At 35.7% G+C, this 26,017-nt stretch carries 20 protein-coding genes and 2 pseudogenes; 14 read left to right on the top strand and 8 right to left on the bottom strand.

All coding sequences use genetic code 11. The features are described 5' to 3' along the window. The first annotated feature begins 12 nt into the window (after nucleotides 1-12). Nucleotides 13-1,167: a lactaldehyde reductase gene (gene fucO / locus GYM76_RS06305; RefSeq protein ID WP_065562548.1), complete on the top strand. Its 1,155-nt coding sequence runs from the start codon at nucleotides 13-15 to the stop codon at nucleotides 1,165-1,167. A 71-nt stretch (nucleotides 1,168-1,238) separates the two neighbouring features. Next, the gene (gene rhaM, locus GYM76_RS06300) at nucleotides 1,239-1,553 is read left to right on the top strand and encodes an L-rhamnose mutarotase (protein WP_065562547.1); all 315 of its coding nucleotides are present in this window, start codon (nucleotides 1,239-1,241) and stop codon (nucleotides 1,551-1,553) included. Between the two features lie 63 nt (nucleotides 1,554-1,616). Here rhaM and GYM76_RS06295 read toward each other — a convergent pair whose 3' ends face one another. Together GYM76_RS06295 and rhaS are read right to left on the bottom strand one after the other, a co-directional pair. Beyond that, nucleotides 1,617-2,465 (bottom strand): helix-turn-helix domain-containing protein, encoded by an 849-nt coding sequence (locus GYM76_RS06295; protein ID WP_220224931.1) that lies wholly within the window; start codon nucleotides 2,463-2,465, stop codon nucleotides 1,617-1,619. A 29-nt stretch (nucleotides 2,466-2,494) separates the two neighbouring features. Continuing rightward, nucleotides 2,495-3,313, bottom strand: coding sequence for an HTH-type transcriptional activator RhaS (gene rhaS / locus GYM76_RS06290; protein WP_220224930.1), 819 nt, complete (start codon nucleotides 3,311-3,313; stop codon nucleotides 2,495-2,497). A 290-nt stretch (nucleotides 3,314-3,603) separates the two neighbouring features. Between rhaS and GYM76_RS06285 the strand changes: the two genes are divergently transcribed. Further along, the gene (locus tag GYM76_RS06285) at nucleotides 3,604-4,404 is read left to right on the top strand and encodes a DUF1266 domain-containing protein (RefSeq protein WP_220224929.1); all 801 of its coding nucleotides are present in this window, start codon (nucleotides 3,604-3,606) and stop codon (nucleotides 4,402-4,404) included. Nucleotides 4,405-4,482: 78 nt separating this feature from the next. On the opposite strand, the gene GYM76_RS06280 is transcribed toward GYM76_RS06285, so the two are convergent. Continuing rightward, nucleotides 4,483-5,289: a helix-turn-helix domain-containing protein gene (locus GYM76_RS06280; protein WP_065734585.1), complete on the bottom strand. Its 807-nt coding sequence runs from the start codon at nucleotides 5,287-5,289 to the stop codon at nucleotides 4,483-4,485. A 249-nt stretch (nucleotides 5,290-5,538) separates the two neighbouring features. Between GYM76_RS06280 and GYM76_RS06275 the strand changes: the two genes are divergently transcribed. The 3 genes and pseudogenes from GYM76_RS06275 (at nucleotide 5,539) to GYM76_RS11120 (ending at nucleotide 9,676) form a co-directional block, all read left to right on the top strand. Beyond that, complete coding sequence (locus GYM76_RS06275; RefSeq protein WP_220224928.1) at nucleotides 5,539-7,107, top strand: hypothetical protein; 1,569 nt, start codon at nucleotides 5,539-5,541, stop codon at nucleotides 7,105-7,107. Nucleotides 7,108-7,132: 25 nt separating this feature from the next. Further along, nucleotides 7,133-8,487 (top strand): annotated as a pseudogene (locus tag GYM76_RS11125) (MFS transporter). Between the two features lie 26 nt (nucleotides 8,488-8,513). Then, a pseudogene (locus GYM76_RS11120) lies at nucleotides 8,514-9,676 on the top strand (carbohydrate porin). A 75-nt stretch (nucleotides 9,677-9,751) separates the two neighbouring features. Here GYM76_RS11120 and GYM76_RS06250 read toward each other — a convergent pair. Next, nucleotides 9,752-11,119, bottom strand: coding sequence for a sodium:proton antiporter (locus tag GYM76_RS06250; protein WP_220224924.1), 1,368 nt, complete (start codon nucleotides 11,117-11,119; stop codon nucleotides 9,752-9,754). A gap of 247 nt (nucleotides 11,120-11,366) precedes the next feature. On the opposite strand from GYM76_RS06250, the gene rlmF reads away from it, so the two are divergent. From rlmF to GYM76_RS06230, 4 genes are all read left to right on the top strand, one after another. Beyond that, nucleotides 11,367-12,350: a 23S rRNA (adenine(1618)-N(6))-methyltransferase RlmF gene (rlmF, locus tag GYM76_RS06245; protein WP_220224923.1), complete on the top strand. Its 984-nt coding sequence runs from the start codon at nucleotides 11,367-11,369 to the stop codon at nucleotides 12,348-12,350. A gap of 516 nt (nucleotides 12,351-12,866) precedes the next feature. Next, a complete protein-coding gene (locus tag GYM76_RS06240) occupies nucleotides 12,867-14,168 on the top strand; it encodes a hypothetical protein (protein ID WP_220224922.1) in 1,302 nt (433 codons plus the stop codon). 180 nt (nucleotides 14,169-14,348) lie between these two features. After that, nucleotides 14,349-14,663, top strand: a complete 315-nt coding sequence (locus tag GYM76_RS06235) for a hypothetical protein (protein WP_220224921.1) — start codon at nucleotides 14,349-14,351, stop codon at nucleotides 14,661-14,663. 598 nt (nucleotides 14,664-15,261) lie between these two features. Next, nucleotides 15,262-16,596 carry a hypothetical protein gene (locus tag GYM76_RS06230; protein WP_220224920.1) on the top strand — a complete coding sequence of 445 codons (1,335 nt, stop codon included), beginning with the start codon at nucleotides 15,262-15,264 and terminating at the stop codon, nucleotides 16,594-16,596. Nucleotides 16,597-16,802: 206 nt separating this feature from the next. Here the strand turns inward: GYM76_RS06230 and GYM76_RS06225 are convergent, their stop codons facing one another. Further along, nucleotides 16,803-17,657, bottom strand: coding sequence for an AraC family transcriptional regulator (locus GYM76_RS06225; protein ID WP_065734578.1), 855 nt, complete (start codon nucleotides 17,655-17,657; stop codon nucleotides 16,803-16,805). Between the two features lie 232 nt (nucleotides 17,658-17,889). Here GYM76_RS06225 and fsa point away from each other — a divergent pair, with 232 nt between their 5' ends. The 3 genes from fsa (at nucleotide 17,890) to GYM76_RS06210 (ending at nucleotide 20,061) form a co-directional block, all read left to right on the top strand. Next, nucleotides 17,890-18,552: a fructose-6-phosphate aldolase gene (fsa, locus tag GYM76_RS06220; RefSeq protein ID WP_220224919.1), complete on the top strand. Its 663-nt coding sequence runs from the start codon at nucleotides 17,890-17,892 to the stop codon at nucleotides 18,550-18,552. 136 nt (nucleotides 18,553-18,688) lie between these two features. After that, complete coding sequence (locus GYM76_RS06215) at nucleotides 18,689-19,471, top strand: siderophore-interacting protein (protein ID WP_220224918.1); 783 nt, start codon at nucleotides 18,689-18,691, stop codon at nucleotides 19,469-19,471. A 2-nt stretch (nucleotides 19,472-19,473) separates the two neighbouring features. Beyond that, nucleotides 19,474-20,061: an ACP phosphodiesterase gene (locus tag GYM76_RS06210; protein ID WP_220224917.1), complete on the top strand. Its 588-nt coding sequence runs from the start codon at nucleotides 19,474-19,476 to the stop codon at nucleotides 20,059-20,061. A gap of 52 nt (nucleotides 20,062-20,113) precedes the next feature. On the opposite strand, the gene GYM76_RS06205 is transcribed toward GYM76_RS06210, so the two are convergent. Then, nucleotides 20,114-22,147: a D-(-)-3-hydroxybutyrate oligomer hydrolase gene (locus GYM76_RS06205; protein ID WP_220224916.1), complete on the bottom strand. Its 2,034-nt coding sequence runs from the start codon at nucleotides 22,145-22,147 to the stop codon at nucleotides 20,114-20,116. A gap of 67 nt (nucleotides 22,148-22,214) precedes the next feature. Continuing rightward, a complete protein-coding gene (ilvY, locus tag GYM76_RS06200; protein ID WP_220224915.1) occupies nucleotides 22,215-23,114 on the bottom strand; it encodes an HTH-type transcriptional activator IlvY in 900 nt (299 codons plus the stop codon). A 193-nt stretch (nucleotides 23,115-23,307) separates the two neighbouring features. On the opposite strand from ilvY, the gene prfC reads away from it, so the two are divergent. After that, entirely contained in the window at nucleotides 23,308-24,900 is a 1,593-nt protein-coding gene (prfC, locus tag GYM76_RS06195; protein WP_065561949.1) for a peptide chain release factor 3, read from the top strand. A 32-nt stretch (nucleotides 24,901-24,932) separates the two neighbouring features. On the opposite strand, the gene GYM76_RS06190 is transcribed toward prfC, so the two are convergent. Continuing rightward, on the bottom strand, nucleotides 24,933-25,997 hold the full coding sequence (locus GYM76_RS06190; RefSeq protein ID WP_220224914.1) for a hypothetical protein: 1,065 nt from the start codon (nucleotides 25,995-25,997) through the stop codon (nucleotides 24,933-24,935). Between the last annotated feature and the right edge of the window lie 20 nt (nucleotides 25,998-26,017).

Raw genomic sequence — 26,017 nt, 5'->3', positions numbered from 1 at the left:
AAGGAAAACATTATGGCTTATAGAATGATTCTAAATGAAACATCTTACTTTGGCGCTGGTTCAATCAGCCACATCGTAGATGAAGTAAAAAAACGGGGTTTTAAAAAAGCATTAGTGGTTACTGACAAAGATTTAATTAAATTCAAAGTAGCAACTAAAGTAACAAAACTATTAGATGACAATGGCTTTGCTTATCAAATATTTGATGAAGTCATGCCAAATCCAACTATTGGTATTGTTCAAAAAGGGGTTGAAGTCTTCAAACAATCGGGTGCCGACTACCTAATTGCAATTGGTGGTGGCTCACCACAAGATACCGCAAAAGCGATCGGTATTATTATCAACAATCCAGAATTTTCTGATGTTCGTAGTCTTGAAGGGGTAGCGCCAACGAAAAAACCAGCAGTACCCACAATCGCTATTCCTACAACAGCAGGTACAGCAGCTGAAGTGACCATTAACTACGTCATTACCGATGAAGAGAAAAAACGTAAATTTGTCTGCGTTGACCCTCACGATATTCCCGTTGTCGCAATCATAGATTCCGATATGATGACAAGTATGCCAGCGAGTTTAAAAGCAGCAACAGGTGTTGATGCCTTAACTCACGCCATTGAAGGTTATATAACCAAAGGCGCTTGGGAACTATCAGACATGTTCCATCTTAAAGCAATAGAAGTCATATCTCGTTCATTACGTGACTCAGTAAAAGGGATTGCAAAAGGTTCTCAAGACATGGCATTAGGCCAATATATTGCTGGCATGGGCTTTTCAAATGTGGGATTAGGTTTAGTTCACGGAATGGCTCACCCACTTGGAGCATTTTATGGAACGCCTCACGGTGTAGCTAATGCGGTACTTTTACCTCATATCATGGCTTACAATGCCGAATTTACTGGTGAAAAATATCGTGATATTGCTAAAGCGATGGGAGTGGCTAAAACAGAACAAATGACGATCGAACAAGCAAGAAAAGCTGCTGTCGATGCTGTTAAACAACTTAACGTAGATGTTGGTATCCCTCCTACATTAAAAGATATTGGCGTAAAACTTGAGGATATCCCTGCGTTAGCTCAAGCTGCTTTTGATGATGTTTGTACCGGAGGCAATCCGCGTGACACTAACGTAAAAGAAATTGAGCAACTATATCATTCTATTTACCAATAAAAATTGAATGTACACGTGATAATGAAATAGGTTAAATGCAAATTTAACCTTTTCATTAAAAAGGAGCAATTATGATAAGAAAAGCAAGCATAATGCAGGTTCATCCTGACAAACATGCTGAATATAAAAAACGGCATGACGAAATCTTTCCCGAGCTGGTAAAAGAACTAAAAGCCCATGGCGCTCACAATTACTCAATATTTTTAGACAGCAAAAGAAATCTACTTTTTGCTTATGTTGAAATCGAATCAGAAGAGCGATGGGATGCAGTAGCTAAAACAGCAGCTTGTCAAAAATGGTGGGCGTTTATGAAAGATATCATGCCAAGCAACCCAGACAACAGCCCAATTAGTGAATCATTAGCAGAAGTCTTTTATTTAGAATAAAACATTACTCTCTTTTAAAGCCTAAAAGAGAGTAAATTGAATATATTTTTAATCTACCTTCACCTAGCACTTCTTATCATTAAATTTAGCCCGGTACTCTGAAGGCGTTTGATTGGTTTGCTTTTTAAACACTGAGGAAAAATAGTTACTATCATCGTAACCACACTCAGCAGCAATCATACTAATCGAATAGTTAGTATTACGAAGTAAAGACATGGCATCACATAATCGCCTTTTTTGTAAATAACCACTAATGGTCATCCCTGTTTGGCTTTTAAATAAACGACTAAGTGAACGGCTTGCAATATGATTTTCCTTGCAAAAAACATCAACATTAAATGGCGTTGCAATACTATTATGAAGCGCGGTAAACAATAAATCTAACTGATGAGTCGCAGTCGGCTCCGTTACCTTGGGTGCCTGTTTTATCCGGTCTAACAAAATAACTAATTGCAAAAATAGTGCCTCAGATAAATGCACGGAGGCTAAATTATTTTTCTTTGATTCAATAGCTAATTTTTCGATAAGAGGCGATAAAAGTTTAAGGTATGAAGGTTGAATTCGCCAAGAACGCTCATTATGTTTGGCTGTCACTTTAGGTAAATAAGACTCGATAGTCGATAATAAAAAAAGTGACTCTCTCAAATATAAAATATTATCCAATTTTAAATCATTAACTGACTCATAACCATGCACATCGTTAGGATTAATATATAAAATATCCCCACTGGTAATTGGATAAATATAATCATTCCAATAATGCAAACCATTACCTGAACAAACAATCACAATTTCATAAAAATCGTGATCATGTAAAGGAAAAGGGTGTTGATGATCACGTTTTTCGACAGTAACAGTATTCATCTTTGAAATAAAATAATCTTGTTTATATAAACGCAAACATCTTTCCATAAACTGTTCCTGACTTACTAGTAAAACAACTAATGATACCCTTTATCTGGGTTATTACGTAATGCTTGTGGCGAAAACGTAAATTCTTGTTTAAAACAGGTAGAAAAATAAGCACTATCATTAAAACCACATTCTTGCGCAATGGTTGTAATAGATTTATTGCTATAAATTAACTGAGTATAAGCATTAGCTAAACGCAACTTGATTAAATATTTTTGAGGCGTGATGCCAATCTCATTTTTCATCTTCCTATGAAAAGAGCGCAATGACAATGAAAATTGTGCCGTTAACTGTTCCCAATCAATTTGCTCCTTAAAATTGATCTGTAACCAACGCAACAACTGCTTAACGCGATTATCAGATGATCCAGAACCTTCATTGACATAAAAATTCTTATTAAAAATAAGTAGTAATTGTAAAAATAAACTTTCCTGTACAGCACTTGATTGATTTTGCGTCAATTGTTTAATAATCGATTGAATATTGTCATCAGATTTTTTATCAAAAAAGTAATGAGAATGAATCGGATCAGGATTTGGAATTAACTGATTTATCCCATTAATAAAATGAAAATTCTCAGGATCCCTAAATAAAATATTGGTCAAATGTAGATTGTTAACGTTCTCATACAAATGGCAGTCCGAAGCCTTAATATAAAACATCATACCTGGATATAAATCAAATAGTCGCCCATTTAAAATATGTTTTCCATACCCACTTGTCACAATAACAATTTCATTAAAATTATGCGTATGTTCAGGGTAGACGGGTTGAGGCGCCCGAGGCTCAACGGTGATATTTTGATCGCTAGACGAAAAAAAATCTTTATCAAGTAACATCTCAATCATTTTGAACCTCACTCCTTATAAAAAACCTACAACCACATTCTAAAAAGTAAATCGAAATCTCACCTTTAAAATTTGGACAGCTAATATAATATTTTGGCAATAAATTATAGCTATACAGGAATTTTTATTAAAAATGTGCGAAGCTTCACATTTTTTCAAACTACTTTGTTTAAAAAATGAGTGATATAAACAGCTTAATTTTTTTTTAATTTTTATCTTGTTGGAAATTATTATTTGTGATATTTTTTGAGCACTTAAATTGATTTATGTCAAAAATTGAAGATACTCATATGGAAATCTTAATTGTAATTTTGATTCTTTTAGCGTCACTACTTGTACGATACAATAGAGTGATTACGATTCTCATTAAAACTTTAAAACACAAATCTTTTCCCCAAAATTCTCAAAAAACTGAACAACTGACAGTTGACCAGCAAAATGCATTATCAGCTGGACTTATTATTGCTGAGCAGCATATGTTTTGTTGGGATAGCTTAGAAAGTGATGCCAGAAACTCTGGTAAAAAAGAACAGCGATATCGCTTAAGTACAGCTTGGGATATTACTTCTCCGGAAAGTGCTACTGAATGTTTATCCTCTTTTGGATCAACTCACAAACTCATTGATGTAGCGATTGAAATTTATCTAAACGTACCTAAAGAGCAGTGGCAAAGTTGTATTGATGACCAAGTTCCAGAAGATTACCGTGATATTATTACAATCTATTGCTCAAGATTAGATCAAGTATCTTCAATGCTGATTGAAAACAAAGTCGCTGAAGACCAAGACGAATTGCGTCAAATTTTACTACGAGGTTCAATTGCATGGGATTTAGGACGCCTAGTTTATATTGCCAGAGCAAGCTATATAGCGGGCTATATTAGCAAAGATCAAGCATGGCAATCGATTAACTCAGTTTTACCAACGGTTAAAGAAAATTTTGCCAATTGGAAAGAATTTGGTCAAAGTTATATGCTAGGTCGTGCTGTGTACCAGCCTGATGATGCTTCGCTTTCTGGTCTATTTGATATCTACACCGAAAGCACCACTTCGGAAGAAAGCCCATGGCTCAAATATCCGTTGAATAATTAAGTTAATGCTTGTGACAGTGTAAACTGTCACAAGTACTTAAATCCTTAATCGTTATTTAAAACCCAACCATATTAAAATCTAGTTAAATTTTCGCTCTTCAGATGGCGTGATACCAAACGTTTTTTTATACAGTGTAGTAAAATGAGTACTATTAACAAAACCACAAAGTAATGATATTTCGGTAATAGTCATATCACTTTCTCTAATCTTTAATCTTGCTGACATTAACCGTAATCGTCTGATGTAATTTTCAGGAGTTAGGCCGGTTGCTTGTTTAATATGCCTAAACATTGTACGTGTTGTTAAATGAAATGTTTGCGCTATATTGTTCCAATCATATTCATCAAAGCAATTTTCTTGAAGATGGTTAAGCAAAAGATGGAGTTTATAGCGGGTATTATTTTGTTGTGACTGACGTTGATATTGCTTAATGATAACAAGCAATTTAAAAAACAGATACTCACGATGCTCAATTGAATTATTTAAATTAAATAACTGATCAATAACAGAATTACACTCTTTACGAATATTAGGCGCTAACCAAATATAAGAACTTAAATCACTTGCGGAGATAGGCCTTAATAGCTCCTCCATATTCTTCAAAAAAGTAAAATTCTGATTGGGATTAATCAGGATATTAGTTAGCTTTAGCGTTCCGAGATCATCATAAAAATGGTAATCATGCCCTCTAACTAAAAAAACATCACCTTGTTGAATAAATAACGGCTTACCATTAATAACATGTAAACCATGACCGTGCTCAACAATCACTAACTCATCGAACTCATGATTATGCTCGCAACCGTTGTCCTCAGGGTCACTCTTATAAAGGGCTAATTTATCTGATTTATGATTAAAATAAGTGTCAATTTTTAAAGTATACATATTGATTATATCCTTACAACGGTAACTTATTATCAAGGTATCCCGTTAAATAAAAGACAATTTTTATCCGTCATATAAATACAATAAAGTAATTAAACATGAGATAAAAAATAATATTCTTAAAAATGTGAACTTGCTCGGTATAAGCTTTTTAATATTGCCATTTATAAACGCAATCTGGCAGTATCTTAGTGGCTAGCTTTTGTTTTGCATAGCTATACTCCTAAATGTTTTCTATAGGAGAAGAATATGGCACAAGCAATTCAAAAAAATATTGATGCAGTTATGGTAAAAGATAATGCATTTATTCTGAAAGCAAAGCAATTACAACCAAAGATTTATCAAAAAAAGATCTCACCCCAAAAGATTATTTCGCTCATCAATGATCCAAGTGCTATTCATCATTGGTCATCAAAAATAGTGAGTGATGCAAATGATTATCTCAATCAGAGTTTTCATTCAGGTGATAGTTTTATAATTGATTTTGGTCAACACAATGTTGGTTACCTCTCTTTCTTGTGCGAATCTACTGGTAGCCCTCCTGATGCGCCTGCGCATATAAAATTAACATTTGGTGAAACACTGTGTGAAATTGCTGAACCATTCAGTCAATATCAAGGTTGGCTTAGCAAAAGCTGGTTACAACAGCATGATGAGTACATTGATATTTTACCCGCTAAAATCAACTTATCTCGACGCTACTGTTTTCGATACTTAAAAATAGATATTGTCTCACTATCGCCTAAATACCAAATTTTATTTAAAGATATCACTTTTAACACAGTCAGTTCAGCACCAGAACACTGTCTTAGCTATCAATCATCAGATCCGCTATTAGCGAAGATAGATCAAGTCTCCATTCACACGCTTCGAAATTGTATGCAAGACGTATTCGAGGATGGACCGAAAAGAGATAGAAGACTGTGGTTAGGCGATTTACGCTTACAAGCCCTAGTGAACAACGTCACTTTTCAACAGCACGATTTAGTTCGCAGATGCTTATACCTCTTTGCTAGCCATCGTCGGGAAGATGGTCTGGTTTCCTCTAATGTCTTTGTTAAACCTGACATTATTGCTGACGATACGTTCTTATTTGATTACTCACTTCTTTTTGTCGATGTCCTTTACGACTACTTTAATCAAACTAATGATCGACAAACGGTTAAAGAGCTATGGCCGATCGCATTACAGCAAATTGAAATAAATCTAAAACGTTGTGACGCGCAAGGATTAGTTCAAGATAGTGATGATTGGTGGTCATTTATTGATTGGCACGAAAAACTCAATAAACAAGGCGCTTCTCAAGGTGTTTTAATTTACTGTTTAGACAAAGCATGTCGACTTTCCCAACATTTTCAACCTGATATAACTCAGGCGCTTAACCAAAAATTAGATTTGGTTAAAAGAGCAGCACAAACATTATGGGACGAGCAAGCCGGTTTTTACACCAGTGGCGAACAAAAACAAATTAGTTACGCCACACAAATTTGGATGGTTTTAGCTGATGTAGGCGATTTAGCTCATCAACAAAAATTATTAACCCAATTAATAACAACTCCACCAGAAATCGGCATGAACACGCCTTACTTACGACATCACTACATCTTAGCCTTGTTCAAAACAGGCATGAAACAACAAGCCATTGATGAGATTAAAGCATATTGGGGAAAAATGGTCGAATTTGGGGCAGACACATTTTGGGAATTGTTTGATCCAAACGACCTTAATTATTCACCGTATGGTAGCAAAATCATCAATAGCTACTGTCATGCTTGGAGTTGCACACCGGCTTGGTTTATTCGACAAAATAAACTTTAACTAAAAATTTATAAGGAATAAAAAAATGGTCAATTCATTATTTTCTCTTTGGCGGCAACGCATAGGTTATGGGATTGCTGACTTATCTTGTAATTTAGTATGGCAATTAATCTCATTATATCTTATGTATTTTTATACGGACGTAATGGCACTACCCGCTTATTATGTCGGTCTAATGTTTTTAGTTACCCGGCTGGTTGATGGTGTTGCTGATGTCTTAATGGGCTTAGTTATCGATAATACATCCACACGTTGGGGACGTTGTCGTCCATGGCTATTAATCGGCGCAATACCGTTTGGCATATTGTGTATTTTAGTTTTCTATGTGCCTGATTTTGGTACGACAGGTAAACTAATCTATGCCTTTATCACCTATCTTTGCCTCTCTTTTATCTATACCTTGGTCAATATACCATTTAGTGCAATGTTGCCATTTTTAACTGCGGATTCATTAGAAAGAACAACCTTATCTTCAGTAAGAATTTTATTAGGTTCCTTAGGTTCAACGATTGTTGCAGTGGCAACATTACCGCTAGTTGCGACATTGGGAAATGGTGATCAAACACATGGCTTTTTATATACCGCTATTGTTTTTGGGATTATTGCGACTTTCTTTCTGATAGTCAGTTTTAAAAATGTTGAGGAAAAAATCACTATACAACAAGAGCGAATGACCTTAACTAGAGCATGGAAAGGTTTAAAGACAACAACCCATGGAAAATCTTTGCAACTAACATCTTTCTTATGTGGGGCGCATTCTTTTTACAAACTGGCTCCTTAGTCTATTTCTTCAACTATTACGTCCAAAGCGAAAACCTTACCGCAATAATTGCGGGAATATCAACTTTCGTCCCCTTAATTGGCACACTTACCGTACCATTCTTAGCCAATCAGATGAAAAAACGACATGTCTATCTATTTTCAAGCGCTATCAACTTAATTGGTATGGGAATAATGATGTTATCGGGCGTGAATCATCTTGGTCTTATCATCGGCGCGGTTATCTTATCACTCGGTGCTGGGCAACGCCTTGCTATCTATTTTTCAATGCAGGCTGACCCGGTTGATTATGGTGTATGGAAAACCGGTATTAATACTGCTGGAATTTTGACATCAATCAATGGATTCTTTGGCAAAGTGGCGATGGCTGGCGCTGGTGCTATTACCGGTTTTTTACTCTCATCTGGTGGATATGTTGCCAATGCAGTTCAAGTACCAAGTGCGCTTTTTGCAATCAAACTCTGTTACTTATATTTACCTGCCATTTTAATTATTGCCTCGATGATTTGGATAGCTAAGTTCTACAAACTTGATGACAGTTATACTTCAATTCGAGCTGAATTAGATGCCAGAAATCTTAATGATGAACAAAAAGTTTAATCAATTTACATTAAAAGGAAATAACGATGAAATTAAAAATAATAGCTGGAGTCTGCTGTTTCTATTCTTTATCCGCATTAGCATCCATTGAATGGCAGACCGAACAAGGAACACTTAAACTTTATGGCGATGTCGAATTTAATATTGATGCTGCAAGCAAAAAAAAGCAGTTAACCTCACTTAGAACATCGGCAGACTTTGATGCTAATGACACAGATCAGTGGGATATAAATGGCCGTATTTTATTCGGCTTGGATGGGAAAAGAGAATTAGCGAATCAGAACTATGCAGGATTCTCGGTGCAACCGCTTGCTGATATGGGAGGTAAAGTTAACCTAGATGATGCTAGTTTCTATTTTGGTAAAAAAGATGATTGGCGCCTACGAATTGGTCGCTATGAAGCTTACGACATGTTCCCACTTGGGCAAGATACCTTCATAGAATATTCTGGCAATACTGCCAACGATTTATATAGTGTGGTTACATCTATATGATGAAAGAGGGTAGAGGGCGTAGCAGTAACGGCGGTGCAATCGAATTAACCAAAGAGTTGGGGGATTTGAACTTGCAAGTTAATGCAATGGTAAAAGATGGTACCTCCTTATTTGATCATAGCCGTTATCATGGATATAAATTGCAAAAAGATAAAAACGTCGTTTACTTACGTCCCATCATATCCTACCGAAATAATGATATATCAGCAGCTCTAGCAATGGAGCGTAATGTTGTTAATAACGCTTATCATGATATAAACGGCAAATGGCATGATCAGTCAAAACGTAATGGGTATGGCTTAACGATGAGTTGGAATAGTGCAGGTGATTTTGATAAATCATCTGAGGGATTACTGCTCAATAGCAGCATCTCCTATTTAGATGCCGAACAAGAAAAAGATTTTACCGCGGGTATCAATGGTATTTGGAAAGGTATTGGTCTTGGTTACATCTATGCTGCCAATGATATAAAAGCATTTAATACAAATTATCGAGGTGATGGTGAAATTTATGCTAAAGGTAAATATAAATTACATACTGTCAATGCCTCATACTTAATTTCAAATGTGATGGATATGGATAACTTCAATATCTATTTAGGGACTTACTTATCTAGATTAGAGCGCGATGAAAAACAAGGAGGAGGTAACGATAATCGTTATGGTGCAAGGGTCCGTTTTAAATATTTCTTTTAAATAAGACTAATTAACATTCACCCCAAGTAAAAATAATACGCACTTTGCTTGGGGAATTCTAAAAAGAGTCATTTCTTAAAAAAACACAAAAAACACCAAATTATCAATAATAAAAACCGGAATCAAAATCCCGATTGACCACTTCATATAACCAAAAAAGCTAGGCATATTGATTTTATTTTGGTCTGCAATGCTTTTAACCATAAAGTTAGGGGCATTACCAATATAACTTAAAGCGCCCATAAATACCGAGCCCATTGAAATGGCCAGTAAAGTGCTTTCAAACGTCGTCATTAAGCTACTAGCATTACCCGAAGCAAGATTGAAAAAGACCAGATAAGTTGGTGCATTATCTAAAAATCCGGATAGCAATCCTGATAACCAAAAATACATACTATTTATTGGCGCACCTTGGTCATTAGTCACCAATGAAATGACCGAAGCCAACGCACCATCATTACCCGCACGTAAAATCGCCAGCACAGGTACAATAGTAATAAAAATCCCAATAAATAACTTAGCAACCTCTTTTATCGGCTCCCAATTAAATTCGTTGCCTGCTCGAACTTGTTTTGGGGTAATCATTATTGAAATTATCGTAATAGCAATAAAAAGACCATCACGAACTAAATTTTGTAATGCGATTTGTGAACCTAAAATAGTAAAACTTATCGATGAATGCCACACACCAGACAAAATCACGCTAGCAATAATAGCCAATAATAATACAAGATTATTTAGACCATATAACTTAACAGGCTTAGCACTAATTGGATTGCTATTCACACCATACTGCTTAACGTAATAGTAATGATCGATAAAATAATAAATAATTAGCAATAACCCAGATGTAAACACAACAGGCAACAGCATATGCTTAACTGTCCAGAAAAAATCGACACCTTTTAAAAAACCAATAAATAACGGTGGATCGCCTAAAGGCGTTAATCCACCGCCAATATTGGCAACTAAAAAGATAAAAAATATTACCGTGTGTACAGCATACTGTCGTTGACGATTAGCTCGAAGTAGTGGACGAATCATCAACATCGCAGCGCCAGTTGTTCCCATAATTGAAGCAAGCACAACGCCAATCATCAGTAAAATAACGTTGGATTTTGGTGTGCTGATTTTATCACTCTTAACCAGAATGCCACCGGAAACCGTAAACAAAGCCAAAAGTAATAATATAAAAGGAATATACTCCTGAACAATGGCATGTACTGTTAGCTCAATTGTGGTCGTTAAACCAAATGAAACCAGTGCAAACCCCAAAAATAATAACGTCCAAACGGCAACAACTTTACCGTAGTGATAATGCCATAATCGGGCTAAAAATAGTGGACATAAAGCAATCGATAACAAAATTCCAACGAAAGGGATCACCCAAAGTAATGATAACGCCTGTCCATTAAACTCACTCGCATAGGAATCAAAAGACATAAGCATTAAACTCAAAAAAGGGAATATCAAAAACTTTTTTATATTTTTCATTGTATTATCGGTTGGATTTAAAGTGGATGATTATAACAAATTCAAAATTAATTTTCGAATCATCCACAATCGTATAACTTAACGATTATAAAAAAAGTTGATAAGCGGGGTTTTTGAAGCATAAAATCTCTCGCTATTTTCACAAATTTGCTCAAAAACGTTATAATAGTGATTAATTCTCTATGTTGGATCATCCATGCAATCAATCAAAAAAACAGCTTTACACCACCGCAATAAACACATTAATGGTTATCCATTTGATTTACTTATCAAAACATTGAACGAGCTATCTAATTTTGTAAAGCCTAATCAATATGGACGGTTAACGATTGATTTTGCTGATCCTACTGCAGTAAAAATGCTAAATAAAGCGCTATTATTGCACTATTATCAACTTTCGTATTGGGATATTCCTGACAACTATCTATGTCCGCCAATTCCGGGACGAGCAGATTATATACACTATCTTGCCGATCTGTTAGCGCAAGATAACCAAATTCCTACAGGTAAACAGGTTCGCATTTTAGATATTGGGGTTGGGGCGAATATTATTTATCCAATTATTGGTTGTGCAGAGTATGGTTGGTCATTTGTTGGTAGTGATATCAATCCAACATCAATAAAAGTTGCTTCATTGATAGCACAATCTAATGATCTATTAAAAAACACATTACAATGTCGCTTACAACCTGACAACGAAGCTATTTTTGAAAATATCATTCAACCTAAAGAATTTTACCTAGCTACCCTATGCAATCCACCTTTTCACGCCTCCGAACAAGAAGCGCATGCAAGTGCTTACACTAAACTTAAAAAGTTGGGAAAAGTAAATTCAACGAAAGATAATCTCATCCTCAACTTTGGTGGACAACACGCTGAACTCTGGTGCAAAGGGGGTGAAAGTGCATTTATCACTAGAATGATAAAAGAGAGTATCAAATACAAAACGCAATGCCTGTGGTTTACCTCATTGGTATCGAAAAAAGAGACGCTAAGCAAAATAAAAAAACAACTAAAAGTGGCAACTGAATATAAAATTGTCTCTATGGCTCAAGGACAAAAAATTAGCCGTTTTGTTGCGTGGACGTTTTTTGATCAAGAAGAGCGAAAAATGATAATCAAAAAAGTTGAGGAGCGGGGTTTTTGGCATTTAAATCTCTACCTAGAAATCAATAAATAAACAAAAATTAAATAAAATTAAATTTTCTCTGGATTAAAAACTATAATTTTAAAGATTTATAAAGTTGATATTTATCAATTAAACCCAAATTTAGCAAATAATTATTTGGATCTTTTTTTGATCGCATTTACAAAAGTTAACAATATAAAGTAAAAAATTTATTGCGTCATATTTTTCCAGTTATTATACTTTCGGATCAATTTAGCTGAATAGCTAAAATTTTATCAACAAACATAAAATAGTAAATAAATCAAAAATTTACTTGACAGGATAGTCGAATATGTATTACAATTTTCAACAGGCAACAGGCAACAGGCAACTTGGCCAACCTATAATTTAAATTCACCAAATTTAAACTCTAAACCTCTTTTTTTTCACTCCGGTTTATTATTCGACGAAAATTTAAGATCGCATAGTGAATCGTTGCACCGATCGTTATTTCGATCGTCATTTAGATCATTCCGATCAACTCTCAGATCTAAATTATTTCGGCAGATCTTTTTACCGCTTGGCTTTTTGTTAATACCTTTTTATTCTAGCCATGCATTAACCTCTAAAACCACGAATATGATTCATGGTAATCCACCGCATTTAACTTTCGATGGTGGCCGGACTAGTACTCTTGATCTTGATTATCTGCTCAATATTACGTTATCTAACGGAAAGCGATACACGACTACAACCAATACTTCATCATCTTCAACACCAATTGAGTTACCTGCTAAAGGTCAAAGCTTTTCTGATATAAATATGTTCATCCCAAGAGGAGAAGATTCAGTCGAATTAGACAGAATTCTACTTCCTTATTGGGATGATGATGATGGTGATGGTGATATTAATATTTCTGGTTTTTTAAGGTTATCTATCTATGATAGAATCGGTAGAACTATATCATCGCGCAATACAGTGCTAACGTCTTGTGGTGCACCTTATCGGATTGTATTAGAGGCTATAGGTGGTACATTAAGCACTCGTTATGGTCTTCCAAATAGTAGTAGTCTTAATTCCAATAATGTCACTTATTATGTCAAACCTGTGGGTATTGATATTTGTTTTGTCAGCCCAAGCTTATCTTATGAGGGAGAGGGTGGTGTAAAAGCAGGTCCTCCTGAAATTTTCAATCCTTCTCTTGGTTTTTTCCCTCAGTCAACTAACCCATTAGATTATGGTAAAAACTTTCCAACTACTGGAGCTAACAACATGTTCTTTGATTTGCGGATTGGTTATACTGAGGCACTATCTTGGGCTCCTGTTTCGCATGGTGGTATCACTGCTACTATGACTGATGTTACAGCTACAAGCGCACGAGTTACCTTAACTGGCCCTGTTGCAACTCAATCCCAATGGAATTCCGGCAATCCAGGTCCTATTACTAAGCCTACTTTGCCTCAGACATTCGAGTTAGTTGGTCGAGATAGTAAAGGTAAAGCTATCGTTAAATATGGTTTTACATTAAAACAATGGTTTGTCAACCGAGGTAAAAGCTATTACACCTATTCTAGCATGGAATCCTGGTGTAAAAGTATTGGTTATCGCCTTTCTAGAGTTAAAGATTTAACTAATGCAAAACGTTATGAAATTACTGGTGGTACACCTTCATCATCAGGTGATTATTATATGCGTACAATTGGTGCAGGCTTGCTTGCGGAGTGGGGTAATATAGGCAAATATGATCGAACCAACTTTGACGCCGTCCGATGGTACTGGACCAGTGATGAAAAAAGTTTGAGTCGGTTCGTCGTTTTTCCTACAGATGGTCATATACATTGGGCTGAACCCTCGTATGATAAATCGGTAGGGTTTTGCACTTATCCTTAGTGCCATTAGCGAGGTGGAAATATAAAAAGTATATTCGTTAACGAATTGAAAAATCCAATTTTGGGTGGCGATTATACTTTTTACCCAATTTTAGCTTAATGGCTAAAAGATGAAACAGAAGGCATAAAAATAAAATAAATCAAATCACTATGTTAATTGCAAATATATATTATAAATTAAATGGAGTTAAATGCCGATGTTTTGCATGTTTTTAAGGCGTTTATACAAGAGATCTCAAACGCGATAATTCCTCAATTATTCAGGCAGACTATTTTAGCTATTTTGCTGTCTGTCTTTTTTTCCAGCTATGCATTAACCAAACAAACTTCAAATATTATCCACGGTAATGTTCCATATTTAACGTTTGATGATGGTTGTATTCGAACGGTTGATACAAATGATCTGAACGGTATTACGTTATCTAATAGTGTTAAATATACGCCTTCTACCAATTCTTCATCTGCAACCCCCATCGTTTTCCCTGCTACAGGTTAGAGTTTTGCTGTGCCTAATTGTAAGCTCAATGAAGGTGGTTGAGAAAATATAGCCTTAAGTTGTTATGAGTTAGCTGACTCAAAGAGTCAATGTAGCCAAGCGTTAAAAAACGATTTTGTAAAGCATATCAATAATCGGCCTTTAGGCTATGATGGATTTTATTGACGAATGTGTTGTATTATAAAATCACAATTCTCATTGTTAAAATGTCTATTTGTAAGATAGAATGTTACAGTATTAATTATTTAGTAATGAAATACATTGCGCATAGGGTGGGAGATTTTTATCCTTTACTCGCAGTTTAGTAAGTAGTATTTTAATGAGAAGTTATTGTTAGTTAAGGAGCAGTAGATAAAAATAAAAATTTAAATAAAACTTAATTGATAAGGTATTTGTTATGATATGCAATTTCAAAGACCAAATCTGTTCAATTTATAATTTACACTTACTTAATTTAAGCTCAAAAAGTCTTTTTTTTAACTCTAGTTTATTAATCGTCAAAATTTTAAGATCGTTATGTAGATCATTGCAAATATCTTCCAAACGATTATATTATGCTTTCATATTATCTCGCCAAATGCTTTTGTCGTATGGCTTTTTGTTTATAACTTCGTATTCTTGTGATGCATTAACTTCTATAACATCAAATGCGATTCAAGGGAATGCGCCTTATTTAACATTTGATGAAGGGCGCACGCGAGCCATCAATACTGACGATCTGTTATGGATATCTCTTTCTAATGGGGATAAATACACACCTTCAACAAATAATTCGTCAACAATCCCAATTGAATTGCCTGTAGCTGGTCAAAGCTTTTCTGATATTGATATGTTAATGCCAAGGAATAGCTATTCAGTTGGTTTGAATACTCTTATTGCTGCGCCTTTTAATTATTGGAGCGATGATGATGGAGATGCTGATGTTTCAGTTACTGGTGACCTAAATTTGTATATTGTTGATGAAGACTATATATTCTTATCACGTGATACAGTGCCATCACTGTGTAATGGTTCTTATCGTGTTACATTAGCTAATACAAGTGGAACATTAACTACTCGTTATGGCATTCCTAATAGTAGTACTTTTAATGCTAATAGTGTTACTTATCATATTAATCCTAAAGAATTGCCAACGGTTTGTTTTGCCAAGCCAGATACAACTTACGGTAATTATAGTTATGCTGGTCCAACTACTATGTGGAAAACTGATAAGGGTTTTATTCCACAGTCTTTTATTTCGTCATCTTATAATTTAAACTTCCCCACTACAGGCGCTAACAATTTGTTTTTTGATTTAATTATTGCTGGTAATCATCAGCCATTAACTTGGGATACGGTCTCCCATGGCGGTATTACCGCTACTATGACAAATTCATCAAATACAGGGATTCGTGTTACATTAACTGGCCCTGTTGCAACTTCATCACAATGGAGAGCTAAAAATCCTGGAAATATACCAAGCCCCTCCTTACCTCAGACTTTCGAGTTAATCGGTCGTGACAGCCAAGGTAATGAAGTTGTTAAGTATGGGTTTGAGTTAAAGCAGTGGTTCATCAACCGAGGTACTTTTGAAGACAATTATGCTAATACATTATCTTGGTGTAAACGTATCGGTTACAAAGTTCCTAAGGTTAAAGATTTAACTAATGCTTTTTGTGCTGAAAATAGTACTTTAAATAATGAATGTAGAGGTTCAGTCGGTGCAACTCCTTCTTCAATCGATAATTATTATCAGCGTATAATCGGCGCAGGATTTTTTACCGAGTGGGGATTGATGAAAAATTACTCACAAGCCAATTTTTCCTTTAAAAATTATTGGACAGTTGATACCAATCCTACATATAATCAGCCGTTTGTTGTGGGCTCGTACTACGGTAATACGCTATTCGTGGACCGATCTCGCAACTACAACGGACTTTGTGTTTCTCCTTAACTTTTATTCGATAGTTCATATTACTTGAGTAAATAAACTGGAGATAGCAATAAGTCCGTTAGATAGTTGACTTGAAGTGTTTAAAACACCGTCTTGATTAGGACTAATTTTTTTGTTTTTATAGTAAAAAAGTTGAGGAGCGGGGTTTTTGGGCTCCTTAATTGCTTGCAATTAGAAACTTCTGTCTTACTTTCAATTAACTGAGTTTACTTTTCCGATAATTTACTATGATATTGCCGTCGATATTCAGTGGGTGTTCGTTCTGTTTTTTTTCTAAAAATTCGGCAAAAGTAGTTACTATCTTTAAAACCCGCTTCAAGCGAGATTTCTTTGACGTTTAAGTCGTAATCTTTAAGTAGTGATTTTGCGTACTCTATCCGGATATGGTTGAGATATTCATTTAAGCCAATTTTGCCTTCGTTTTTGAATAGATAGGATAAATAGTTGGGTGAGATATAAAACATTTTAGCTAGAAATTCACGGCTTATATCTTCCCGAAAATGAGTATCAATATATTGGCGTATTGCTTCGAATAAGCTGGTGGTTTTTGATGCGGTTTTTATGTCGGCATTAAGTAAATCTAGGGTGTTACTAAGCAGGCTTTGAATCAAGTAGTAGCCGGTTTGCGTTTGTGGTTGATTTTGCCATGTCAATTCAGATAGCGCTTGAATAATAAAGGTGCCAACTCGTGGACCTCGCCTTGGTATGTTGGTTTGTGCTAGCGGAATTAATTGGTTACCGTCCCAATAAACAATGCTGATGCCAATTTGCTGTTTGCCAAATAAGATGTTTAACCAGGTGATTGGGGTTGTGCGGATAGGTTTGTTCCAACTGTTAGCGGTAATGTAGAGCAGATCATTAACTTCAAGTTGTTGTGTCATTATTTTGCCATTGCTGTCAGCCCATTGCATAAGCTGTTGACCTTCTATAATCACTTCGATCCTCGGAAAATCAACTTGATAAGCATGTAGCGGTGCCGTTTGTTGGTTATTGGCAAAATAGAGGTGGTTGATTTGTTGGTTAGTGAGCTGAGTTAATACGTTTTTTAGGTTTGTGGTCATATTGTTAGTAAACCAAGTAATGTGCAGTTTGTTTAATTATAGCTTGTAGAGTTAAAGTTGAAAAATTTATTTAATTTAATGTGTTATTAATTATTATTAAAAATGTGATCGAGATCGCATTTTGCTATTTATCGTACAAAAGTCCAGTAAATAGAAATTTTGTCTTCTAGGCTTGAATTAAATTTTTTTTTACTATGCTACTCATCAATTAAGCATTTAATTAGGAGTGGGTATGGAATTATATTTAGATACAGCCGATGTTGCAGCAATTAAGCGTTTAGCTGCAATTTTACCAATAAAGGGGGTTACCACTAATCCAAGTATTGTCGCTAAATCGCGTAAGCCAATTTTTGATTTGTTATCTGAATTACAAGATTTGCTGGGTTCTGATAAGTTGTTATTCGCGCAAGTGCTTTCTCATAATGCTAAAGAGATGATTAAGGAAGCTGAGCAACTTCGTAAAGTCATTCCATCGATTGTGACTAAAATCCCTGTTAATGCCGAGGGGTTGATGGCGATTAAGGAGTTGACCAAGCAGGGTATTCCAACTTTAGGTACGGCCGTTTATGGTGCGGGTCAGGGCTTTTTGGCTGCGCTTGCTGGTGCAAAATATATTGCTCCTTATGTCAACCGTATTGATGCCCAAGGTGGTAATAGTAAAGATACGGTTTATGAGCTACAAGCGCTGTTAGATTTGCATTGCCCTGAATCGATGGTGTTAGCAGCCAGTTTTAGAACGCCAAGACAAGCTTTAGATTGTATGCTTGCCGGTTGTCAGTCAATTACGTTGCCGGTGGATGTGGCGGAGCTGTTTATTTCAGATCCTGCCGTCGATGCTGCGGTGGTTAAATTCGATCAGGATTGGTGTGGGGCGTTTGGAGCCTTACGTTTTTAATACTTGCTATTGATTTAGGTTCCACCCATTTAGGGTGGTTTTTTTTCTCTTTCCCGCGATTAAAAATTCCCCTTTTTTATACCAATTATGTTGTATGATAGTGATGCGATATTAGAGGAATAGAAGAGAACACCAAATGCACGAAAAATCAAAAAAATACATTATTAATGCTTCATTGACGGTGATTAAAGTTGAAAGGCCGTCAGAGAGTTATTTTCGGTTACATTTTAGTTGTGATAAGCCTTTAGAAGTTAATCCAAATTGGATTTGTCCTCATTTAAAGTTGTTATTTGCTGATCCTTTGACTGGCAAAATTACTTTCCCGATGTTAGATGAAAATAATAAAATTTTAGTGAGTGATAAAGTTCGACAATTTGCTCGCAGTTATAGTATTCGTGCTTATGATGAGTCGTCCAATCAAATGGTGATTGATTTTGCGATTCACGACAGCGGTTTAGCGACGGTTTGGGCTCAACAGGCAAAAGTGGGCGATCAAATCGGTATAGTTGGGACAGCAGGTAAGTTAGAATTTGATAATCAATATTTGATTTTGATGGGTGATGTGTCTTCTCTGCCAACCATCTGTTATACCCTTGAACATTTACCTGCAAATCATAAAGCAGTTGCTTTTATTGAGGTTAATCATAAGAGCGATATCGTTGAACTGCCATCTGATTTAACTGTTCAATGGTTGATTAAAGATGCCAATCATCCTAATCAATTAGTTGATGCGGTGATGAGTTGGGATTTGAGTCAGCAGGATAATCTATTGTTTTGGGGCGGGTTAGAGTGTTCGCTTGCTCGGCAATTACGTCAGGCAATTAAAGATAAATATGTCGATTTGCAACCTAGTTCGGTCCACATTACTAGTTATTGGCGAGAAGGTTTTGCTGAAGGGGAGTTTAAACATCGAGATTAGCCATGAATATTCTTGCACATTTACATTTGGCAACTTTGGCGAATAGTTCGTTGATTGGTAATACAGTTGCTGATTTTGTTAAAGGTGATGCTTATCGACAATATCCTAAAGAGATTGCCGATGGGATTATGTTGCATCGTAGGATTGATCGTTTGATTGATAGTTTTGCTGAAGTTAAGCAGGCTAAATTGCTTTTTCGACAATCACATCAACGTGTTGCACCGATCACCTTGGATATTATTTGGGACCATTTTTTGTCAAAATATTGGGCGGAATTTAACGCTAAGCAATCTCTTTCATCATTCAATACCTTCACTAAGTTGCAGATTCAGCCTTATATCGCAAATTATCCAGTTGATTATCAAGATTTTATGGGCGCAATGTGGCGTGGTGAATGGTTGGTAAATTATGCCTCGGTGGATTTTATTGGTAACGTTTTAAACGGTATGGCAAAACGTCGACCTAAGCTCTATTTATTAAGCGATACCTTTATTGATTTTGAACAAAACTATACGCCACTAAAAACATTGTTTTTCGAGCTTTATCCTAAAATGTGTTCACTTATTAAGGTATCGAATATAGCTGATTAAATGACTATCGAATCGTACTTGATTTGTTCGATAGTCATTTGTGAATTTGATTTTATTGCGAAAAGGTAATCTTGCCATTATCGACAGTGATTAGATTGTTGGTATCTGGAGTTTGCGATATTGGGATTAGATTTTCAGCCGTAGCTTGTGGCGCTTGTCCACTTATGCCTCCTCTCGGTTTTGTGCGAATGATTTGGCTTTCCGGTAAAGTGGTTTGATTGGTTATATTAGCCCATAACCATTCCATGGCTTCATCACCATAATAGTCAATAGGTAATAGCGTATTGTCAAAAGGCGCTTTGCCATCAAGATAACTTGCATTTTCAACTTCAATATAACGGAGTTGTGACTCTTTTCCTTCCACTTTACTGTTTAATGCAACATAAGGTCGAGATGTGTAGTCAATAAGTTGTTTAGGGTTATTTTTACCATGAACAATAAAGGTTTTGACTTTGTTTAAGTTACCTGTTGCCTGGATTTCTTTTAAACCTTTAATCACGCGTGGATCTTTTATTTTTTCTCTTAAACAGATGGCACCTTTAGTTCCATAATCTATTTGATGTTCAATGGTAGAACTTGAATACCATTCACGTCGAGGAGAGGTGACATCTTTATTTTCAACAAGGTCAATAGCGGTGGCATCAGGGTTGGCCCAGATTGGTAACTGGCCACTAGATAATCCCCAAATTTCGGCAAAATTGACTTGTTTTAGTGGTTTTACTTCACCAGAATTGTAATATGGGTCTTGTTGGGTACTCGCCACTGAAAAGTCACACATGTTTTCAGTTACATCATATCGACCATAGGCGCTAATATATTTATAAGGGTAGGCAATTGATTCATTAAGATAGAAATAAGGTAATTGGATGCTCATTTCAGGCTTCCAACCATAATCATACAGCTTGTTTAATGCCTCTTTCGGCGTGCCGGTTGATAGTAAGTTGGCTTGCTTTAATGCATCACAACGGTTTTGTGAAAAAAGATATTTAGAGGCATCGGGGACGTATTTGTCCTGCTTATTGGGTTCAATTGCCGGTATGGCACAAGGAATATAAAGTGCCCCATAGGAGCTATAATCGGGTAATGAACGAGAGCTTATGTTTTCGTTACTATTTTCTAAACTTGTTTGAATTTGTGGATTAACTGCAACCACACCATTAATTCTACTTCTTAAACGTAATTCAGCTAGCTTAAGTGCCGCAGCTCCACCATCCTCAGCTCCATAGACTAATATGATGGTATTAGTATCGTTAAAGTAAAGATTATTAGGTTCCGGAAATAGTTCATTTAATTCATATAAAGCGAAAACAATTGAATAGAAGGTATATGTTGGCCATTTTGCTTCTTGATTTTGCTTTGAATGTAGCTGTTTTACTGCATAACGGTGTGGATTATTTTTGATAAACTCTTTTTGATTTTGTATAGTTGGCTTAAAGAGTATATTGTCCTTAGCAACTTGACCATCAACAGTAAAGCCTTGCTCGTTGGTAATATCATAAATACCAGTACCTAAACCTTTGTCGTTATAAACTACTGCGCAGTTATGTTTAAGACCCCACAATCCACGGATTTGTATATCTTTGGCGTTATATAGTCCATCAGAACCAGAAGCTGGTACGACAACAATACAGGGTTTTTTCTTATTAAAATCGATGGGAACTTGTAATAGCAAGCCAACATTTTCATCTTTTATTGTGGCTAAAATTTCTGTGCCTGCAATTTTTCCATCAAATAAAGGCGACAATTCTTCACTTTTGAATCCAAATAGAGAGCCTTCTCCGGTTTTTGTATCAATAAATCGATTTAATTTTGCACGGCGTAATTCTTGGGGGGTTGGATTTGATGGATCGGCATAATTGATCTTTTGGATCATTTTCGATAAGGCTGTAAACCCCATTCCAGCGGTAACAAGATCATCACTATCACCATCATAGTAGTTTGAGCTATGAACAACCAACCATTGAGGTTTATGATTAATTGGATTTTGGTTTGCAGGATCACCTAATTCAGCACCGCTAGGATTTGAAAATATTATTAAAAAGAGTAAGGTGGATAACGTGCTTGTTTTTTTTAATTTTATTGGCATTACATTCATTCCCTACATTTTGCTTAACAGCTATTTACTCATTAACTACAGTTTATTATATAATTTATTATTGGGTTGGTAAATTTGGGTTACTAATAGCCCAAAATGCTGAAATAATTTTTTCTGATAATCGTCTTTTTTGCACACAGATGCCAACATCAAACGGTTCCATTAAATTGGTTGACCATTCGGTGATGCGTTCTCTTACTCTTTCTGGGCTATTTTCCATTACTACTTTAGGCAATAAAGCCACTCCACAACCCAAAGCAACCATGGAGACAATGGCTTCGTGCCCAGCTACCGTTGCATAAATTTTGGGGCTGATGATTTTTTGTTGTTTAAACCATAAATCTATTCGATGTCGGCTTGGACCGTGCTCAGGCAATATGAATGGGATATTATGCCAATCTGGTGCTTTTTGATGCAATTTGTCACTGAATGAACTATTAAGTTTAGGTATGAGTAATACCATTTCAATTTCGCCTAATTTAATAAATTCAACACCAGATGGTAGTTGTTTGGGTTTTCCTGCAATAGCTAAATCAGCTTGATGAGATTGAATTTTTTCAACAGCATCGGCTGCATCTCCTGTGGATAGTTTAATTTCTACTAATGGGTAGTGTAGGCGAAAGCGATCAAGTATTTCAGGTAGATGGCTGTAAGCCGCTGTGACCGAGCAAAATAAGGTTAATTCACCAACTAATCGTTGATCGGCTTGGTCTAATTCTTGTTTTAATTGTTGGTGTAGATTAATGACTTGTTGGGCAAAGTGTTTTACTTTTTCACCTTCGTGGGTAATTTGAACTTGCCGGTTGTCACGGATAAATAATCGATGACCAAATTGTTCTTCAAGGCGCTGAATCTGCCTTGAAAGGGTGGAAGGACTTACATGCATAGCATCGGCACTTATTCCAAAATGACATGTATCACAGAGATGTAAAAACAATTTTAAGTCACGAATATTCATATCTATTTAGTTATTGAGAAATATTTAGCGTAGACACAGTTATAATTGATTAATTATATCATCATCGATTTTATTTGCTCTATTATGCATAGATATCAGGCAAATAGCAAAATAGCGTTCATCAATGGCAATATAGATAGAGACCTGCTAGAATACCGCATCATTTTTTTGCTTAGCTAAATTAATTAATTTTATGACAGAACAAGCTTATTTAGACGAAGTGAATGCTCGTCGTACTTTTGCAATTATCTCTCACCCCGATGCTGGTAAAACAACCATTACCGAAAAAGTTTTGCTTTTTGGACAAGCCATTCAAACTGCGGGAACCGTAAAAGGGCGTGGTGCTAATGCGCAGCACGCTAAGTCAGACTGGATGGAGATGGAAAAACAGCGTGGTATTTCAATTACGACCTCCGTTATGCAATTTCCTTATAATGACTGTTTGGTAAACTTGCTTGATACCCCCGGGCATGAGGATTTTTCGGAAGACACTTATCGAACTTTAACCGCAGTTGATAGTTGTTTGATGGTGATTGATGCAGCAAAAGGTGTCGAAGACAGAACGCGTAAATTAATGGAAGTTACACGTTTACGAAACACACCTATTTTAACTTTTATGAATAAGCTCGACCGTGATATTCGTGATCCGATGGAGTTGTTAGATGAAGTTGAAAACGAGCTTAATATTATGTGCGCCCCAATTACTTGGCCAATTGGTTGTGGTAAGTTATTTAAAGGGGTCTATCATTTAGCTAAAAATGAAACTTATCTTTATCAAACCGGTAAAGGTCATACCATTCAAGAAGTTAGAATCATTAAAGGATTAGATAATCCTGAACTTGATAGCACCATTGGTGATGATTTGGCCCAACAACTTCGCGATGAATTAGAATTAGTGCAAGGTGCATCAAATGAGTTTGATTTAGATGCATTTTTGTCTGGTGATTTAACGCCTGTGTTTTTTGGTACTGCGTTGGGTAATTTTGGTGTAGATCATATGCTTGATGGTCTAACTGCTTGGGCGCCAGCACCACAACCTCGGCAAACAGATAAACGAGAAGTTGAAGCAAGCGAAGAAAAATTTACCGGTTTTGTATTTAAGATCCAAGCAAATATGGATCCTAAACACCGAGACCGTGTTGCATTTATGCGCATTGTTTCAGGTAAATATGAAAAAGGTATGAAGTTACGCCATGTTCGTATTGCTAAAGATGTTAATATTTCTGATGCATTAACCTTTATGGCAGGCGATCGTGATCATGTTGAGCAAGCTTATGCTGGTGATATTATTGGTTTGCATAATCACGGTACGATTCAAATTGGTGATACGTTTACCCAAGGTGAAGATCTTAAATTTACTGGTATTCCTAACTTTGCACCGGAATTATTCCGTCGAATTCGTTTAAAAGATCCACTTAAACAAAAACAATTGTTAAAAGGTTTAGTTCAGCTTTCAGAAGAAGGGGCTGTTCAAGTATTCCGACCAATTGCTAATAATGATTTAATTGTTGGGGCAGTTGGGGTGTTACAGTTTGATGTGGTGGTTGCCCGTTTGAAATCTGAATATAACGTTGAAGCAATTTATGAGCCAGTTAACGTCACCACTGCGCGTTGGGTTGAGTGTAGCGATGCTAAGAAACTTGAAGACTTTAAACGCAAATGTGAACAGAATTTGGCTTTAGATGGTGGTGATAATCTTTCTTATATTGCACCAAGTATGGTTAATCTAAATTTAACCCAAGAACGTTATCCGGATGTTGAGTTCAGAAAAACTCGCGAACATTAATATGCTATGTAATAAAAGAGACGCTGTCTCTTTTATTTACTTTCCAAACCATTCAAAGCAAATCGTTCAAATGATGACCATTGAGAAAAATAGGTTGATAGCTGGTTAATCGTGCTAAATAATTTTTTTTCTTCCCCCATAAAGCTAATAGATTGATTTAAGCTTGTGGTTTGTGATTCGTCACTTTGTGGATATTGATTGTAATTTTCTGATGTTTCATCTTCAATAATGCTGCTTTCAAGAGCGATAACAATTTTTTTATTGTTGAGCTCTCCCCAAGTTAGCCATTGAGAACTAATCGTATAAATTTGTGCTAACTTTGTGCGATAAGCCATAATAATTAATTTTGAGCTATATGGTAGTGTCTTTTCGACTATATTTTTTCCGTCTTCTATATCAAGTAACCAAAATGGCAAGACTATTTCAATTTTATCATGCCAAGTTTCGCTTAATGTTTTTATTGCATTATTCCATCTTTGCCAAATGTGGCTTTTATTTTGTGCATATTCAGCCAATAAGTATGGTTCAATATCATATTGAATTCCCGCAAGACAAGGATTGTGTATTTGGCATAACTTTTTAATGACTTTATTGCGTTCAATGGCATTTTTTAAACCTGAATCAGTAATCATATCAGGTGCTCCTTCAACAGCAATAATGCTCATTTTCTTTTTAGCTGCGATATCAAGTAGCTGAAATAGCTTATCTTGATTTTGAATATGCCCATTTACAATATTCAATTGGAGATAAACTTGATTAATACCTTTTTGTTTTAGTTTAGTCAGAAATTGACTTGGTGAATGAATCCAATTTTCAGTATGCCAATTCCACATCGAAATATTGATATCGGATCTATATTGATTGGGCAAAGAGGTATAATTTGACTTCATCTTATCCGCATTTAATTGATTAATATTTGAATAGACATTGGCATTTTTAAGCACTGAATTAGTGTTTATGAAATCTTTTTTTTCAAGTAGCTTTAATAGTAAGGTAGCACTTTTTTTGATTTCATGAGTACTTAAGTAATACCAATGTTTTAAATTGATGGAGCTAATATTTAATGCTAAATTTTCAGCAACTGTTGCAGGACTCATAAAACTTATCACAAATAATA

Origin of the sequence: Gilliamella sp. ESL0443, assembly GCF_019469165.1 — a bacterium.
GTDB lineage: Bacteria > Pseudomonadota > Gammaproteobacteria > Enterobacterales > Orbaceae > Gilliamella > Gilliamella apicola_E.
This window is presented reverse-complemented; position numbering and strand designations above follow the sequence as displayed.

Excerpts from the sequence above, each read along its gene's own strand:
- GYM76_RS06205 (WP_220224916.1), bottom strand. The coding sequence starts at position 22,147 with ATGCCAATAAAATTAAAAAAAACAAGCACGTTATCCACCTTACTCTTT.
- GYM76_RS06275 (WP_220224928.1), top strand. The coding sequence starts at position 5,539 with ATGGCACAAGCAATTCAAAAAAATATTGATGCAGTTATGGTAAAAGAT.
- rhaM (WP_065562547.1), top strand. The coding sequence starts at position 1,239 with ATGATAAGAAAAGCAAGCATAATGCAGGTTCATCCTGACAAACATGCT.
- GYM76_RS06280 (WP_065734585.1), bottom strand. The coding sequence starts at position 5,289 with ATGTATACTTTAAAAATTGACACTTATTTTAATCATAAATCAGATAAA.
- GYM76_RS06295 (WP_220224931.1), bottom strand. The coding sequence starts at position 2,465 with ATGGAAAGATGTTTGCGTTTATATAAACAAGATTATTTTATTTCAAAG.
- fsa (WP_220224919.1), top strand. The coding sequence starts at position 17,890 with ATGGAATTATATTTAGATACAGCCGATGTTGCAGCAATTAAGCGTTTA.
- prfC (WP_065561949.1), top strand. The coding sequence starts at position 23,308 with ATGACAGAACAAGCTTATTTAGACGAAGTGAATGCTCGTCGTACTTTT.
- fucO (WP_065562548.1), top strand. The coding sequence starts at position 13 with ATGGCTTATAGAATGATTCTAAATGAAACATCTTACTTTGGCGCTGGT.
- rhaS (WP_220224930.1), bottom strand. The coding sequence starts at position 3,313 with ATGATTGAGATGTTACTTGATAAAGATTTTTTTTCGTCTAGCGATCAA.
- ilvY (WP_220224915.1), bottom strand. The coding sequence starts at position 23,114 with ATGAATATTCGTGACTTAAAATTGTTTTTACATCTCTGTGATACATGT.
- GYM76_RS06285 (WP_220224929.1), top strand. The coding sequence starts at position 3,604 with ATGGAAATCTTAATTGTAATTTTGATTCTTTTAGCGTCACTACTTGTA.
- GYM76_RS06235 (WP_220224921.1), top strand. The coding sequence starts at position 14,349 with ATGGAGTTAAATGCCGATGTTTTGCATGTTTTTAAGGCGTTTATACAA.
- rlmF (WP_220224923.1), top strand. The coding sequence starts at position 11,367 with ATGCAATCAATCAAAAAAACAGCTTTACACCACCGCAATAAACACATT.
- GYM76_RS06215 (WP_220224918.1), top strand. The coding sequence starts at position 18,689 with ATGCACGAAAAATCAAAAAAATACATTATTAATGCTTCATTGACGGTG.
- GYM76_RS06225 (WP_065734578.1), bottom strand. The coding sequence starts at position 17,657 with ATGACCACAAACCTAAAAAACGTATTAACTCAGCTCACTAACCAACAA.
- GYM76_RS06190 (WP_220224914.1), bottom strand. The coding sequence starts at position 25,997 with ATGAGTCCTGCAACAGTTGCTGAAAATTTAGCATTAAATATTAGCTCC.
- GYM76_RS06210 (WP_220224917.1), top strand. The coding sequence starts at position 19,474 with ATGAATATTCTTGCACATTTACATTTGGCAACTTTGGCGAATAGTTCG.
- GYM76_RS06250 (WP_220224924.1), bottom strand. The coding sequence starts at position 11,119 with ATGTCTTTTGATTCCTATGCGAGTGAGTTTAATGGACAGGCGTTATCA.